Genomic DNA, 13,813 nt, shown 5'->3' with positions numbered 1-13,813 from the left:
GGCCGACCACGCGTAATCGTCAAAAGCAACTTGCACGCCTTACTCACCTCTCCTACGGTAAGCGCATCAGCGATACTTTAACCCTTATCCGGAGGCTGTCGATGTCGCTCTCCCCGCCGCTGCCGACCGTGCTCGTCGTCCCCGTCCGCCCCGACGCACGGGGGCGCCGGGCCGCCGACCGGGCCGTCACCCTGCTGGCCGGGCTCGCCGACGCCCGGGTCGCGGACCCCGCCGATCCGAGCGCGCTCGCCGACCCGGACGCGGACCACGTCGTCGTCCTCGATCCCCCGCGGTGGCGGACGACGTTCTCCGCGCACCCGGCCCTGGACGGTCCGGCCCGCGCGGCCGACCGGCTCGCCCTGCTCCGCCTGCTCGCCGGGTCGCCCGGTCGCGTCCGGTGGGTCGGGCGGCCCGGCCAGTGGGACGAGCTGTGCGAGCTCCTGGTGGCGCGGGCCGCCGCGACGACGGCGGTGACGTCGTGAGCCGGTCGACCCTGCTCGCCGTCACGATCGACGCCGTCGACCCGGTCGCGGTCGCCACGTTCTGGGCGGCGGCCCTCGGCGTCGCGGTGGGTGAGCGCTCGACCGACGCCCACGGCACGACGTACCTCGCCGTGCCCGTGGACGAGGGCACGGGCCTCCTCGTGCAGCAGGTCGCCGCGCCGACCCCCGGGAAGGCCCGGGTCCACCTCGACCTGCGGGCGCAGGACGGGACGCAGGAGGCCGAGATCGACCGGCTGACCGGCCTCGGCGCCCGGGTGGTCGACCCCGCCCCGGACCATCCGTGGGTGGTGCTCGCCGATCCGGAGGGCACCGAGTTCTGCGTGCTCGGGCCGTCCGACGGCGCCGGGCAGGTGACCCCGTGACCGCGGGCCGGCCCGCCGCCGAGGGCATCGCCCCCGGTCACTTCCCCGGCCCGCCGGTCGCCGCCGGCCACGTCGCGCCGTGCCCGCGCCGGGTCCGGGCGCGGGACGACCGGGGCTGGGCGCTGGACACCACCCGGGCGTTCTACGCGTGGGAGCACCCGTACTACCCGCAGTACGCGGTGCCCCGCGCCGACCTCGCCGACCGGCTCGCGGCGACCGCCCGCCCGGCCCCGCCCGACGAGCGGCTCTGCGACCACGTCGTCGTCCCGCTCGACGCGGCCTTCGCGTGGTTGGAGGAGTCCGAACCGGTCCACGGCCATCCCCGCAGCCCGTACGTGCGGGTCGACGCCCTGCGCTCCGAGCGCACCGTCACGGTGCACCTGCCGGGGTCCGGCGAGCTGCTGGCCCGGTCGTCGGCCCCGGTCGCCGTGTTCGAGACCGGCCTGCCGCCGCGCTGGTACCTCGACCCGACCACGGTCGCGTGGCCGCTGCTGACCCCGACCGACACCGTCACCCGGTGCCCCTACAAGGGCGTGACCACCGACTGGTGGAGCGCCGAGGGGCTCGGGGACGTGGCGTGGAGCTACGGCACGCCGACGGTCGCCCTCGCCGCGATCGCCGGGCTGGTCGCGTTCGACGACGGCCGGGTGGAGGTGACGGTGGCGCCGTGATCAGGGCACGACGACGAGCTTCCCGCCCGCGTGCCCCGACTCCATGAGGCGGTGCGCCTCGGCGATCTCCTCGAGCCGGAACACCCGCCCGGTCGGGATCGCGGCGCGACCGGCGGCGAGGTCGTCCAGGAAGCCCTGCAGCACCTCCGCCGGCAGGTCCGAGGCGTCGCCGCCGTACCCGGTCATCCGGACGCCCCGCGGGATGTAGGCGATGGGATAGAAGTCCGGGATCGTCCAGACGTTCGAGAGCATCCCCGACACGCACGCCACCCCGTGGACGCGGACCGCCTCGAGGGTGTCGCGCAGCGTCGGCGTCCCCACGAGCTCCAGGGCGGCGTCGACCCCCTCGGGCACGATCTCCCGCACCCGCGCCGCCACCGTCCCGTCGTCGAGGACGGGGTGGTCCACGCCGGCGTCGATGAGCAGGTCGGCCCGGTCGAGGTCGCGGGTCGTGGCGAGCACCGTCATCCCGATCCGCTTCGCGAGCACCGCGGCCGCGAGCCCCACCGACGACGTCCCGCCGCGGACGAGCAGCGTCTGTCCGGCGCGGGCGTCGAGCCCGACGGTCAGGGACCCGTACGCCGTCTGCAGCATCTCGGGCAGGGCCCCGACCACCTCGGGGGCCAGGTCGGTGCGGATCGCGGTGACCTGGCGCGCGGGGACGCTCGTGTACTCGGCGTACCCGCCGTCGAACGTCCGGCCCATGCCGCCCATCATCGCCACGACGCGGGTGCCGACCTCGAACTCGCCGCCGGGGCAGGCGGCCACGACCCCCGTGGTCTCGATCCCGAGCACCCGGGGGAACACGACCCCCTCGGCGAGCCCGAGCCGGGTGTGGAGCTCGGAGCGGTTGAGGCCGGAGGCGGTCACGCGGATCAGCACCTCACCCGACGTCGGGACGGGGACGGGCACGTCGCGCACCTGGAGCGACTCGGGCGGCCCGGGGGCGTCGAGGACGACCGCACGCATGGTCTCGGGAAGGCTCATGTCGACCCCCAACAGGCTTCCGTGGAAAATGCTTCCATGGAAGGTACCTCGGTCGTCGACGTCTTCGACGACCTCGTCCGCGTGCAGATCGCCCTGTGGGAGGCGGTCGACCGGCGGGTCCGCGCCGACCTCGGCCTCCCGCTCGGGCGGGTCGAGGCGCTGCGGGCGGTGGTGCGCGTCCCGTCGTGCCGCGTGCAGGACGTGTCGACGGCCCTGCGCGTGACCGTCGGCGCGGCCAGCAAGCTCACCGACCGCCTGGTCCTCGGGGGCCTCGTCGTCCGGGAACCCCACCCCGCGGACCGCCGCTCCTCGGTCCTCGTCCCCACCGCGTCCGGCCGCGCGGCCCACGAGCGCGCCGAGACGGTCGTCGCCGACGAACTGCGTCGTCACCTGGGCCCGGACGACGTCGCGTTCCTGACGGCGGGTCTGGCCGGGCTGCGCGCCCGGCTGTCCCCTACCTGACGTCGGGCCAGATGCGCTGGAGCATGTGCCAGTCCTGGGGGTGCTCGGCGATCTCCTCGGCGAACGCGTCGGCCATCGCCTGGGTCGCGGTGGCGACGTCGGTCCGGGAGCCGACCGTGATCGGCGGGTGGATGCGGAACCCCCAGCCGCGCTCGGTGAACCAGCAGCCGAGCGGGAGCAGCGGGGCGCCGGTGGCGGCGGCGAGCGACGCCGGGCCCGGGGGCATCGCCGCCCGGTGCCCGAAGAAGTTGACGCCGACCCCGTGGTGGGACAGGTCCCGGTCGGCGACGAGACAGACGATCCGGCCGCCCCGCAGCGCCCGGAGCAGGCCGCGGACCGGTGCCTCCCCGCCGGTCATCGGCAGGATCTCGAACCCGAGCGACTCGCGGTACGCGACGAACCGCTGGTAGAGCGACTCCGGACGCAGACGTTCGGCCACCGTCACGAACCCGCCGTAGCGCTGCACCGCCCAGGAGCCGACGACGTCCCAGTTGCCCGAGTGGGTCAGCGCGACGACCGCGCCGCGGCCGCGGGCGAGCGCGGTGTCGAGGTGCTCGCGCCCGACGACGTCGTCGTCGACCTGGTCGGCGAGCGTCGACGGGTTCATCGCGGGCAGCCGGAAGGCCTCACGCCAGTAGCGGGCGTACGAGCGGACGCCGGCGCGGGTGAGCTCGTCGAGGGCGTGGTCGTCGAGGTCCGGGCGGACGCGGGCGTAGTTCGCGCGCAGGCGCCGCACGCCGGGTCCGCCGCGGTGGGCGGCGAGGTCCGCGCCGAGGTCGAAGGCCCCGCGTGCGACCGGTTCGGGGAGGCCGCGGACCAGCTGCCAGCCCGCGGCGTACCCGAGATCGGCCGCGCGTTCGGCGAGCGTCACCCGGCGTCCCGGGCGGGGCCGCCCGGGTCGAGGGCCGGCACGTCGGTCCGGCCGGTGGCCGCGCCGTACTGCTCGCGGGCGCTGACCCACACCGTCCGGATGCGCTGCGCGACCGTGACGACCGAACCGATCGTGAGCAGCCACAGCGCCACGTCGACCGCCCACCACAGCCCGAGGCCGGTGAGTCCGATGCCGGTCAGGCCGAGGATGAGCCGTTCCGCCCGCTCGACGACCCCGCCCCCGCCCGCCAGCCCGGCGGCCTCCGCGCGCGCCTTGATGTAGGAGATCAGCTGCCCGGTGACGAGGCAGACGAGGCTGAGCGCCACGATCACCCACCGGTCGTTCGACGCCGCCCACCACGCGATCCCGGCGAAGACGGTGCCGTCGACGATGCGGTCGCAGAGCGAGTCGAGCACCCCGCCGAACGGACTGGTGACACCCCGCGCCCGGGCCATCGCCCCGTCGAGGACGTCGAGCATCGCGAAGCCCCACACGATCATGGAGGCGGCGAAGAGGTGCCCGGTCGGGATGAGCCAGATCGCGAACCCGGTGGCACCCGCCGTCCCGAAGACGGTCATCGCGTCGGGGTGGATGCCCCGGCGCACGAGCCAGTGCCCCGCGGGCTCGAGGCTGCGGTTGATGGCCGCGCGGCCCCAGTCGTTGATCATGTCGGTGTCCAGACCTCCGCCAGCCGGTCCCGGGTCTCCGCGAGCAGCGCGGGGATGACCTTGGTCTGGCCGATGACGGTGATGAAGTTGGCGTCGCCGCCCCAGCGGGGCACGACGTGCTGGTGCAGGTGGTCGGCCAGGGAGCCCCCGGCCACGTGACCGAGGTTGATCCCGACGTTGAAGCCGTGCGGGGAGGACATCGTCCGCAGCGCTCGGATCGCCTGCTGCGTCACCCGCACCAGTTCGACGGACTCGTCGTCGGTGAGCTCGTCGAGCTTCGCGACGTGACGGTAGGGCACCACCATGAGGTGGCCCGGGTTGTAGGGGTGCAGGTTGAGCACGGCGTAGACCTGCTCGCCGCGCGCGACGACGAGGCCGTCGGCGTCGGAGCGGCCGGGGATGGCGCAGAGCGGGCACCCGCCGTCGATCTCACCGGTGCCCTGCTCCCCGGCGATGTAGGCCATGCGGTGCGGCGCCCAGAGCCGGCGGAAACCGTCGGGCGTGCCCGCCCCGGCCAGCTCGTCGGCACCCTGCGGGTGCTCCACCGGCACCCCCGAGTCCGGCCGCCCCGGCTGGGGCGGCAGACCCGGCGTCACCCCGTCGGTCACCACGGTCCCATCGCGTCAGCCCGCCACCCGCGGCCCGAAGGAGGCCTCGTCGGGCGAGGTGTTCTCGCGGCGCGCGACCCAGTCCGCGATCGCCTCGACCGCACGGTCCACGGGGACGCCGTTGACCTGGCTGCCGTCCCGGAAGCGGAACGACACCGCGTCGGCGTCCGCGTCCTTCCCGCCGGCCAGCAGCAGGAACGGCACCTTCTGCAGGGTGTGGGTGCGGATCTTCTTCTGCATCCGGTCGTCGGAGTGGTCCGCCTCGACCCGCAGGCCGAGGCGCTTGAGCTTCCCGACGATGCCGTCGACGTAGTCGGCCTGGTCGTTCGACACCGGGATGGCGACCGCCTGCACCGGCGCGAGCCAGGCCGGGAAGGCGCCCGCGTAGTGCTCGGTGAGGACGCCGAAGAACCGCTCGATCGACCCGAAGAGCGCGCGGTGGATCATCACCGGACGCTGCCGGGACCCGTCGCTCGCGGTGTACTCGAGCTCGAAACGGTCGGGCAGCATGAGGTCGACCTGGATGGTCGACATCTGCCAGTACCGGCCGATCGCGTCCTTGGCCTGGACGCTGATCTTCGGCGCGTAGAAGGCGGCGCCGCCCGGGTCGTCCACGAGGTCGAGGCCGAAGCTGGAGGCCGCCTCCCGCAGGGCGTCGGTCGCCTCCTCCCAGGCCTCGTCGGACCCGATCGACTTCTCCGGGTTCCGGGTGGAGAGCTCCAGGTAGAAGTCGTCGAGCCCGTAGTCGCGCAGCAGGTTCAGCACGAACTCGAGCAGCGAGGCGATCTCGCCGGCCATCTGCTCGCGCGTGCAGTAGATGTGCGCGTCGTCCTGGGTGAAGCCCCGCGCCCGGGTCAGGCCGTGCACCACGCCCGACTTCTCGTAGCGGTAGACCGTGCCGAACTCGAAGAGCCGCAGCGGCAGCTCCCGGTAGGACCGCCCGCGCGACCGGAAGATCAGGTTGTGCATCGGGCAGTTCATCGGCTTGAGGTAGTAGTCCTGCCCCTGCCGCTTGAGCGCGCCCGCCTCGTCGTACTCGGCGTCGAGGTGCATCGCGGGGAACATGCCCTCGCGGTACCAGTCGAGGTGACCCGACGTCGAGAAGAGCTCGCCCTTGGTGGCGTGCGGGGTGTTGACGAACTCGTAGCCCGCCTCGGCGTGCCGCTGCCGCGAGTAGTCCTCGAGCTCCTTGCGGATCACCCCGCCCTTGGGGTGGAAGACCGCGAGGCCGGAGCCGATCTCGTCCGGGAAGCTGAACAGGTCGAGCTCCGACCCGAGACGACGGTGGTCGCGCCGCTCGGCCTCGGCGAGCCGCTCCAGGTACGCGTCCTGCGCCTCCTGCGACTCCCACGCAGTGCCGTAGATGCGCTGCAGCTGGGCGTTGCGCTGGTCGCCGCGCCAGTAGGCGGCGGCGCTGCGGGTGACCTTGAAGGCCGGGATGTAGCCCGTGGTGGGGACGTGCGGGCCGCGGCAGAGGTCGCCCCACACCCGCTCGCCGGTGTGGGCGTGGATGTTGTCGTAGGCGGTGAGGTTGCCCGCCCCGACCTCCATGATCTCGCCGTCGGCCTCGGCGTCGGAGTTGCCCTTGAGGTCGACGAGCTCGAGCTTGAACGGCTCGTCCTTCAGTTCCGCGCGGGCCTCGTCGAGCGAGGAGTACTCGCGGCGGGCGAACCGCTGCTTCGCTTTGATGATCTTCTTCATCGACTTCTCGAGGTCCGCGAGGTCCTCGGGGGTGAAGGGGCGCTCCACCGCGAAGTCGTAGTAGAAGCCGTCGGTGACGGGCGGGCCGATCCCGAGCTTCGCGTCCGGGAACTTCTGCTGGACCGCCTGGGCGAGCACGTGCGCGGCACTGTGCCGGATGACGGCGCGGCCGTCCTCGGTGTCGGCCGCGACCGGGGTGACGTCGACGTCCTCGTCCGGCGCCCACGCCAGATCCTTCAGGGTGCCGTCGGGGGCCTGCACGACGACGACGGCCTGTGGCCCGCTGCCCGGGAACCCCGCCTCGCGGACGGCCTGCCCCGCCGTCGTGCCCGCGGCGACCCGGACGTGCTGGGTGGAGGCGGGCGAGGCTGGCGAGGACACGGTGGAACTCCTGCGATCACGTGCGGCGGACGGTCTCCCCCGCGGTGCGTCCAGCCTATCGATCGCCGTCGACCTCGTTCGGGGCGGCAGGACGGGGTGGCGTCGTCGCGACCGCGCCCGGTGCCGGGCCGTCCGCGAGAGGTACACCGTCCGGGCCGGCGGGCCGGGGAGGCTGCCTCACGCACCGCCCGGAGGCGACGCCGGCACCGGCGGGGCGCCCCCGGGGCCCCGTCCCGCCACGAGCGCCTCCGCCCCGGGTCGGGTCGGGCGGTGGCCCAGCACGCCGACCAGGAACGCCTCGACCGCCCGCACCACGAGCATCGTGCGCGGGGTGGGCAGCGCGTCGAAGGCGTGCTGGGCGTGGGGCAGCTCGGCGTAGGCCACCGGGGCGCGCGACACCGCGCGCAGCGCCCGGACGAACCCGCGGCTCTGCTCCGGGACCACGATGGCGTCGCCCGTGCCGTGCAGCACGAAGAACGGTGGCGCGCCCGCCGAGACCCGGTGGGTCGGCGAGGCGCCCGCCCAGCCGGCGGGGGTCCCGGACATCATCGTCTCGGCCAGCAGCTCGTCGAGGGTGCCGCTGCCGTCGTCGGTGGTGAGGTCGTAGATGCCGTAGAGCGTCACGGCGGCGTCGACGCGGCTGTGGTCGTCGTCGCGCCCGGTGAGCGCGGCCAGCGCCGCGAGGTGCGCACCAGCCGAGCCCCCGCTCACGGCGACGAAGCCGGGGTCTCCCCCGTGCTCGGCGATGTGGGTGTGCACCCAGCCGAGCGCGGCCCGGACGTCGTCGATCATCGCCGGCCACCGGTGGTGCGGCCCGAGCCGGTAGTTGACCGTGACGCACACCCAGCCCCGCGAGACCAGGTACGCCATGAGCGGGTTGCCCTCGCCCTCCTTGCGCCCGGACGACCACGCACCGCCGTGGATCTCGACGAGCACGGGCGCGCCGGCGTCGTCGGGCAGGTCGGGGTGACGCCACACGTCGAGCAGGTTCGCCACGCCGTGCGGCCCGAAGGACACGTCCCGCGCCCCCGCCGCCCGGAACCGCCGCGGGGCGGTGACCGCCCGCGGCGAGAGCCACCGGGCGGGCTCCGGCTCCGGCCCGGTGACGCCGAAGGCGTCGACGAGCGCGTCCCGCAGCACCCCGTCGGTCCTCCGGGCCCGGCGGTCGAGCGTGAGCAGCGCCCCCACCGAGCCGACCGCGAGTGCCAGCCCGACCCGACCGGCGACCGTCCGTCCCGCGCCCCGCCGGGCCGCGACGAGCGCGACGCCGCCGGTCAGGAGGGCCGTCGGACGCGGCAGCTCGGTGGCGAACGCGGCGAGCAGCGAGGCGCCGATCGCGGCGGGCCAGCGACGGGTCAGGGGCCGGAAGCCCGCCGTCGTGACGAGCGCGGCCCCCGCCCCGCCGAGCAGCGCGAGCCGCCCCGCGCCCCGGGGTGGCCCCATCACGGCATCCGGCACGCGCCACCTCCTCGTCGGGTCCCGTACCCACGACGATCGCCCTCCTGAACCTTGACGGGTACGGCTGTGCAGGCGCTGTGTCCCGGATCGCCGACTCTCCCCCACGGCGCGGCGTCTGGGTCACAATGGCGATCGTGAGCGACGGAGCGAGTGTGGACGGGAGCCCCGCGGATGCGGCGCGCCCTCCGTTGCGCGCCGTCGACGGCTGCGCCCACCTCCACCCCGCGCGCCGCCACCCGTGGGCCGAGGTGCCGCCGGCGGCCGCGGACCGGATGCGGGCCGCCGTCCTCGACACCTCCGACGACATCATCGAGCAGGTCCGCGCCCAGATCGCCGAGTACGCCCTGTCGATGAACGGGGTGTTCGGCCAGAACATCCGCCGCGGCGTCTCGGTCGCCCTCGAGCAGTTCCTCCAGCTGCTCGGCACCGACGCCGACCTCCCCGACACCCGCGTCTACTTCGAGCTCGGCCGTGTGGAGCACCGCCACGGCCGGACGATGGACGCGCTGCAGACCGCCTACCGCGTCGGCACCCGCGTGCTGTGGCGGCGCATCTCCGCCGGGAGCGACGACTACGGGCTCACCCCGGACGACATCTTCCGGCTCGCCGAGGCGCTCTTCGCCTACACCGAGCAGCTCGCGGCGGCGTCGGTCGCCGGGTACGCCCACGAGCAGAGCCTCACCGCGGGGTCCCGGCAGGCCCGTCGGCACGCGCTGGTGTCGGCGCTGATGCGGACACCCCCGCCGGAGGGCCCCGAGCTCGAGCGCCTGGCCCGCGACGCGGAGTGGGCCCTGCCCCGCCGCCTCACCGTGCTGGTCTGCGACGAGGAGTCGCTGCAGGCGGTGTGCCGCCGCATGCCGCCCGATGCGATCGGGGCCCGCGTCGACGGCCTCGGCGTCGTCGTCGTCCCCGACCCGGAGGCACCCGGCCGGGCCGACGACCTGGCCGAGGCCACCGCCGGGGTCACGGCGGTCGTGGGGCCGACGGTCGGGACCGACCAGATCGCCCGCGCCGTCACGCGGGCCCGGTCCGCCTGGCCCCTGGTCGCGGCGGGCGAGATCGTTCCCGTCGAGGGACCCACCCGCGGCAACCGGCCCCCGTCGCGGCTCGTGCGCTCCGACGACCACCTGCTCGCCCTGCTGCTGCACGCCGACGTCTCGGTCACCGCGGACCTGGTGGCGCAGCGCCTCGAACCGCTGCGCCGGATGACGGCCTCGGCCCGCGACCGCGCGGTCGAGACGCTGCGGGCGTGGCTGGACGCGCACGGCGACGTCGCGGAGGCCGCGGGCACCCTGCACGTGCACCCCCAGACCGTGCGCTACCGGCTCGCGCGCCTCAAGGAGTCGTTCGCGGGGGCGCTGGACGACCCGGTGGCCCGGCTCGAGGTGGCGCTGGCGCTGCGGTTCGGCATGGCCTTCGCCCCCGAACCCGCCGTCGAGGGTTGACCGGCGGCGGGTCGGGCCGGGCTCACCGCGCGGGTGCCGGCTCGTCGGAGACGGTGAAGGCGGTCGCGGGCGCGGCGCCGAGCTCGGAGACGACCTCCGGCGGGGCGCCGTGCACCTCGACCCGGGCCCCGGCGGTCAGCCGCTGCACGCGGAGCTGACCGAGCACGCGGACGAGGGCCGGGCCGCACTCGCCGTCGAGGTGTCCCAGGTCGATGACGAGCTCGGCCCACGCCTCGCGGGCGAGCTGCGGGCGCAGGTCGCGCAGCGCCCGGACCTGGGCCGGACCGGCCGTCCCGACGACGGCGAGCGCGACGCACCCGTCGTCGTACCAGCTGGTCCCGATGCCGGCGACGGCACGGCGGGCAGCGGCGGATCGGGCGTGCCGACGTCGCTCGTCGAGGCCGGTGGGGAGTTCGGACGGCGTGGGGGCGGCCACGGGAACCTCCGGGAGACACGGTGACTGTCGTCCCGCGTGGTCTCCACGGGTGGCCGAGCATGCCCGAACGCGCGGGCTGCGTAAACCGGTCAGAGGTCCGCGCGCCGCGACGCCAGCGTCGTCGCCAGGTCGCGGAGCTTGACGTTGAGCTCCTGCGAGGTGCGGCGCAACGTGTCGAACGCCTGGTCGGCGGAGAGACCGCGCCGCTCCATGAGGATGCCCTTGGCCTGGCCGATGACGTCGCGCGAGCGCACCGCCTCCTGCAGCTGCGCGGCCCGCATCTCGGCGGCCTCGACGGCCCGGGCGCCCTGGAGCACGATCGCGGCGTGGGTGGCGAAGATCAGCGCCATGTCGCGGTCGACGTCGTCGAGACCGCCCACCTGCCGGGAGTAGTAGTTGAGCGCCCCGAGCCGCGGGTGGGCGTCGCCCGGAAACATCCCGGTGGCGAACACCGCGTGCAGGCCGAGCTCGGCCGCGGCGGGCCCGAACCGGGTCCAGCGCGAGTCGTGCGCGAGGTCGGACGAGGCCGCGTAGCCGAGCCCCTCCTCGACGGTGGCCTCGACGCAGGGCCCCTCGCCGACCTCGTACTGCACGGCGTCGGCCTTGGTGGCCACCGGATCGGTCTCCACCGGGGTGGTGAAGCCGTCGTCCTCGCGCAGCGTCACCGACACCACGTCGACCCCGGTGACCTCGCGCGCGGCCTGCACGATGCGCTCGAGCACCGCGGTCACGCCGCCCTCGGTCGGGCCGACCAGGGACTGGCCGAGCGCCATGAACTGCTCGGCCAGGGGGCCGAGCGCGTCGTCGGAGTTGCTGTCCACGAACCGCTCCCGATCCTCCTGCCACCGACGTTCGTCCGTCACGGACGAATCATAGGCAACACCGGGTGCGGGTCGGGCGCGCACGCAGCTCAGGCGGCGTGCGGCAGCGCACGTTCGCGCAGCCGGCGCAGCGTGGCCGCGGCCTTCCGGCCCACCGGCAGCGCCTTCCGCTGACGCTTCGCGATCGTCTCGTGGCCGCCGGGGAACGACAGCCGCGCGATCTTCCACAGCACCCCGCCGTACTGCTTCCACATCGGGCCCGCGTGGTAGGGCAGCCCGTAGCGGCGGCACAGGTCGCGCACCTGGGGCGCGATCCGGGCGTAGTGGTTGGACGGCATGTCCGGGAAGAGGTGGTGCTCGATCTGGTGCGAGAGGTTGCCGGTCATGATGTGCAGCAGCGGCGAACCCTCGATGTTCGCCGAGCCGAGCATCTGGCGGACGTACCACTCGGCCTGCGACTCGTTCTCCAGGCGCTCCTCGTCGAAGGTCTCCACCTCGACCGGGAAGTGCCCGCAGAAGATCACCGCGTGCGACCACACGTTGCGGATGGTGTTGGCGAGCAGGCCGCCGACCAGGGCGGGCACGAACGACGGCCCGGACAGCGCCGGGAAGACCACGTAGTCCTTGAGCGCCTGCTTGCCGGCCTTGCGCAGCATCACCTTGATCTCGGGCATCTTCTCGGCCCAGGTCTTCTCGCCGCGCTGGACCTGGTCCAGCTCGAGGTCGAAGGCCGCGATGCCGTACTCGAAGATGAGCGCGAGGCCCAGGTTCGTGATCGTCTGGAACAGGTACGTCGGGTGCCACGGCTGGTCGGGGTCGACCCGCAGCACGTTGTAGCCGATGTCCCGGTCCTTGTTGTGGACGTTGGTGTAGGTGTGGTGCAGGTAGTTGTGGGTCTGCTGCCACGACGAGGCGGTGGAGACGTGGTCCCACTCCCACGTGGTGGAGTGGATCTCCGGGTCGCGCATCCAGTCCCACTGACCGTGCAGGACGTTGTGCCCGATCTCCATGTTCTCGAGGATCTTCGCGACGGCGAGCGAGGCCGTCCCGGCCACGAGGGCCGGCGGGAAGAGCGCGCCGAGCAGCAGGATGCGCCCGGCGATCTCGCACCCGCGCTGGGTGCGGATCACGCGGCGGATGTAGCGGGCGTCGGCCTCCCCGAGGGAGGACATCACCTGCTCGCGGATGGCCTCGAGCTCGGCGCCGATGCGCTCGACGTCCTCGACGGACAGGTGCGCCGTCGACGCCGTGATGTGCGCGGTCGACGCCCCGGGGCGCCCCGGACCCGTGGGGGTCTTGGCCTCGTTGATCCGGGTCACGTGCTCCGGGATGGTCTCCGGGTTCGTGAGCGGGCGGTGGTCGAGCGCGGTCATGGGGTCTCCTCGGTGCTGGGGAGCGGAGGTCAGAGGTCGACGACGCAGTCGCCGGCGGCGGCCGAGACGCAGGTGCGGACGATGACGTCGCCCTCGTCGGCGGTCTCGAGCTCACCGGTGTGCAGGTTGCGGACGGCGCCGGCGGAGAGTCGCCCGACGCAGGTGTGGCAGATGCCCATGCGGCAGCCGCTGGGGAGCAGCGCGCCGGCGTCCTCGCCGGCACGCAGGAGCGGGGTGACGGCGTCGGCGGTCGCGACCACACCCGACGTCGTGAAGGTGACGGTCCCCCCGGTGCCGGTCGCGACCGGCTCGGGCGGGCGGAACCGCTCGACGACGCAGGGCACGCCGGCGTCGGTGGCCGCCGTGGAGAAGGCGTCGAGCATCCCGGCCGGTCCGCACACGAGCATCGTGCGGGAGCGCCAGTCGGGCACGAGGTCGTCGAGGTCGGCGGGGCGCAGGTGCCCGCCGGTGCTGTCGTGGCGGTGCACCGTCGCCGGGAGGTCGGCGAGGTCGTCGGCGTGCACGTGGCCGCCGCGCCCGGAGTGCACGAGCACCGCGTCCGCGACGGCGCCGCCGCGCAGGAGGCCGAGCATCGGCGTGATGCCGCTGCCGCCGGAGATCATCAGCAGCGGGCCGTCGGCGGTGAACCCACCGGCGGCGGGGCCGAGGCCCAGGAGGTCGCCGGGGCGGGCGATCCGCGCGAGGTGGGTCGACACCGAGCCGTCGACCACGGCCGTGACGCTCACGGTGAGGTGTTCGTCGGTGGGGGCCGAGGTGATCGAGTAGGTCCGCCAGTGCCGCCGGCCCCCGAGGTCCACCCCGAGCCCGACGTGCTGGCCCGGGCGGTGCCCACGCCACGCCACGCCGGTGCGGAGGGTGAGCTCGGTGGTCGCCGGACCGACCGGTCGGGTCGCGACGACGCGGGCCCGCGGGGTGCGCAGCGACCACAGTGGGTTGACGAAGGCCAGGTAGTCGTCGGGCAGCAGCGGCGTCGTCAACGCCCGCGTGGCCCGGCCGAGCACTCCAGCGATCATGTTCCCGACGGTAAGGACGCCCTTGCCCGGGT

15 protein-coding genes are annotated in these 13,813 nt (G+C 74.5%); 5 read left to right on the top strand and 10 right to left on the bottom strand.

The annotated features are described in order from the left end of the window. Positions 1 to 101 precede the first annotated feature (101 nt). From QSK00_RS14095 to QSK00_RS14085, 3 genes are read left to right on the top strand one after another with little or no spacing between them, the layout of a single operon-like run. The gene (locus QSK00_RS14095) at positions 102 to 482 is read left to right on the top strand and encodes a hypothetical protein (RefSeq protein WP_285591681.1); all 381 of its coding nucleotides are present in this window, start codon (positions 102 to 104) and stop codon (positions 480 to 482) included. Beyond that, complete coding sequence (locus tag QSK00_RS14090) at positions 479 to 865, top strand: VOC family protein (protein WP_285591680.1); 387 nt, start codon at positions 479 to 481, stop codon at positions 863 to 865. The genes QSK00_RS14095 and QSK00_RS14090 overlap by 4 nt, the downstream gene beginning before the upstream one ends. After that, a complete protein-coding gene (locus QSK00_RS14085; RefSeq protein ID WP_285591678.1) occupies positions 862 to 1,536 on the top strand; it encodes a DUF427 domain-containing protein in 675 nt (224 codons plus the stop codon). Before QSK00_RS14090 ends, QSK00_RS14085 begins: the two co-directional genes overlap by 4 nt. On the opposite strand, the gene QSK00_RS14080 is transcribed toward QSK00_RS14085, so the two are convergent. Beyond that, complete coding sequence (locus QSK00_RS14080) at positions 1,537 to 2,505, bottom strand: zinc-binding alcohol dehydrogenase family protein (protein ID WP_285591886.1); 969 nt, start codon at positions 2,503 to 2,505, stop codon at positions 1,537 to 1,539. Positions 2,506 to 2,559: 54 nt separating this feature from the next. On the opposite strand from QSK00_RS14080, the gene QSK00_RS14075 reads away from it, so the two are divergent. Beyond that, positions 2,560 to 2,985: a MarR family winged helix-turn-helix transcriptional regulator gene (locus QSK00_RS14075; RefSeq protein ID WP_285591677.1), complete on the top strand. Its 426-nt coding sequence runs from the start codon at positions 2,560 to 2,562 to the stop codon at positions 2,983 to 2,985. Here QSK00_RS14075 and QSK00_RS14070 read toward each other — a convergent pair. The 5 genes from QSK00_RS14070 to QSK00_RS14050 form a co-directional block, all read right to left on the bottom strand. Then, the gene (locus QSK00_RS14070) at positions 2,978 to 3,856 is read right to left on the bottom strand and encodes a phosphatidylinositol mannoside acyltransferase (protein ID WP_285591676.1); all 879 of its coding nucleotides are present in this window, start codon (positions 3,854 to 3,856) and stop codon (positions 2,978 to 2,980) included. The two genes, QSK00_RS14075 and QSK00_RS14070, sit on opposite strands and share 8 nt — an antisense overlap. Beyond that, the gene (pgsA, locus tag QSK00_RS14065; protein ID WP_285591674.1) at positions 3,853 to 4,524 is read right to left on the bottom strand and encodes a phosphatidylinositol phosphate synthase; all 672 of its coding nucleotides are present in this window, start codon (positions 4,522 to 4,524) and stop codon (positions 3,853 to 3,855) included. The genes QSK00_RS14070 and pgsA overlap by 4 nt, the downstream gene beginning before the upstream one ends. Further along, positions 4,521 to 5,135: an HIT family protein gene (locus QSK00_RS14060; RefSeq protein WP_285591672.1), complete on the bottom strand. Its 615-nt coding sequence runs from the start codon at positions 5,133 to 5,135 to the stop codon at positions 4,521 to 4,523. The genes pgsA and QSK00_RS14060 overlap by 4 nt, the downstream gene beginning before the upstream one ends. A gap of 12 nt (positions 5,136 to 5,147) precedes the next feature. After that, the gene (gene thrS, locus QSK00_RS14055; protein WP_285591670.1) at positions 5,148 to 7,214 is read right to left on the bottom strand and encodes a threonine--tRNA ligase; all 2,067 of its coding nucleotides are present in this window, start codon (positions 7,212 to 7,214) and stop codon (positions 5,148 to 5,150) included. A gap of 177 nt (positions 7,215 to 7,391) precedes the next feature. Then, on the bottom strand, positions 7,392 to 8,672 hold the full coding sequence (locus QSK00_RS14050; RefSeq protein WP_285591669.1) for an alpha/beta hydrolase: 1,281 nt from the start codon (positions 8,670 to 8,672) through the stop codon (positions 7,392 to 7,394). A 134-nt stretch (positions 8,673 to 8,806) separates the two neighbouring features. On the opposite strand from QSK00_RS14050, the gene QSK00_RS14045 reads away from it, so the two are divergent. Next, positions 8,807 to 10,117, top strand: coding sequence for a PucR family transcriptional regulator (locus QSK00_RS14045; protein ID WP_285591668.1), 1,311 nt, complete (start codon positions 8,807 to 8,809; stop codon positions 10,115 to 10,117). A 22-nt stretch (positions 10,118 to 10,139) separates the two neighbouring features. Here QSK00_RS14045 and QSK00_RS14040 read toward each other — a convergent pair whose 3' ends face one another. The 4 genes from QSK00_RS14040 to QSK00_RS14025 form a co-directional block, all read right to left on the bottom strand. Further along, on the bottom strand, positions 10,140 to 10,553 hold the full coding sequence (locus tag QSK00_RS14040) for an STAS domain-containing protein (RefSeq protein ID WP_285591667.1): 414 nt from the start codon (positions 10,551 to 10,553) through the stop codon (positions 10,140 to 10,142). A gap of 89 nt (positions 10,554 to 10,642) precedes the next feature. Then, positions 10,643 to 11,416 (bottom strand): GAF and ANTAR domain-containing protein, encoded by a 774-nt coding sequence (locus QSK00_RS14035; protein ID WP_285591666.1) that lies wholly within the window; start codon positions 11,414 to 11,416, stop codon positions 10,643 to 10,645. A gap of 47 nt (positions 11,417 to 11,463) precedes the next feature. Further along, entirely contained in the window at positions 11,464 to 12,627 is a 1,164-nt protein-coding gene (locus QSK00_RS14030) for a fatty acid desaturase family protein (protein ID WP_502872040.1), read from the bottom strand. A 149-nt stretch (positions 12,628 to 12,776) separates the two neighbouring features. Next, positions 12,777 to 13,781 (bottom strand): flavin reductase family protein, encoded by a 1,005-nt coding sequence (locus QSK00_RS14025; protein WP_285591663.1) that lies wholly within the window; start codon positions 13,779 to 13,781, stop codon positions 12,777 to 12,779. Positions 13,782 to 13,813: the final 32 nt, after the last annotated feature.

The sequence above is a fragment of the Actinomycetospora sp. NBRC 106378 genome (assembly GCF_030269685.1).
GTDB lineage: Bacteria > Actinomycetota > Actinomycetes > Mycobacteriales > Pseudonocardiaceae > Actinomycetospora.
The sequence above is the reverse complement of the archived record's forward strand: the minus strand, read 5'-3'. Positions and strand labels throughout refer to the sequence as shown.

What these genes read in the sequence shown, in the direction of transcription:
- QSK00_RS14025 (WP_285591663.1), bottom strand. Translation starts at nt 13,781, where the DNA reads ATGATCGCTGGAGTGCTCGGCCGGGCCACGCGGGCGTTGACGACGCCG.
- QSK00_RS14080 (WP_285591886.1), bottom strand. Translation starts at nt 2,505, where the DNA reads ATGCGTGCGGTCGTCCTCGACGCCCCCGGGCCGCCCGAGTCGCTCCAG.
- pgsA (WP_285591674.1), bottom strand. Translation starts at nt 4,524, where the DNA reads ATGATCAACGACTGGGGCCGCGCGGCCATCAACCGCAGCCTCGAGCCC.
- QSK00_RS14075 (WP_285591677.1), top strand. Translation starts at nt 2,560, where the DNA reads ATGGAAGGTACCTCGGTCGTCGACGTCTTCGACGACCTCGTCCGCGTG.
- QSK00_RS14095 (WP_285591681.1), top strand. Translation starts at nt 102, where the DNA reads ATGTCGCTCTCCCCGCCGCTGCCGACCGTGCTCGTCGTCCCCGTCCGC.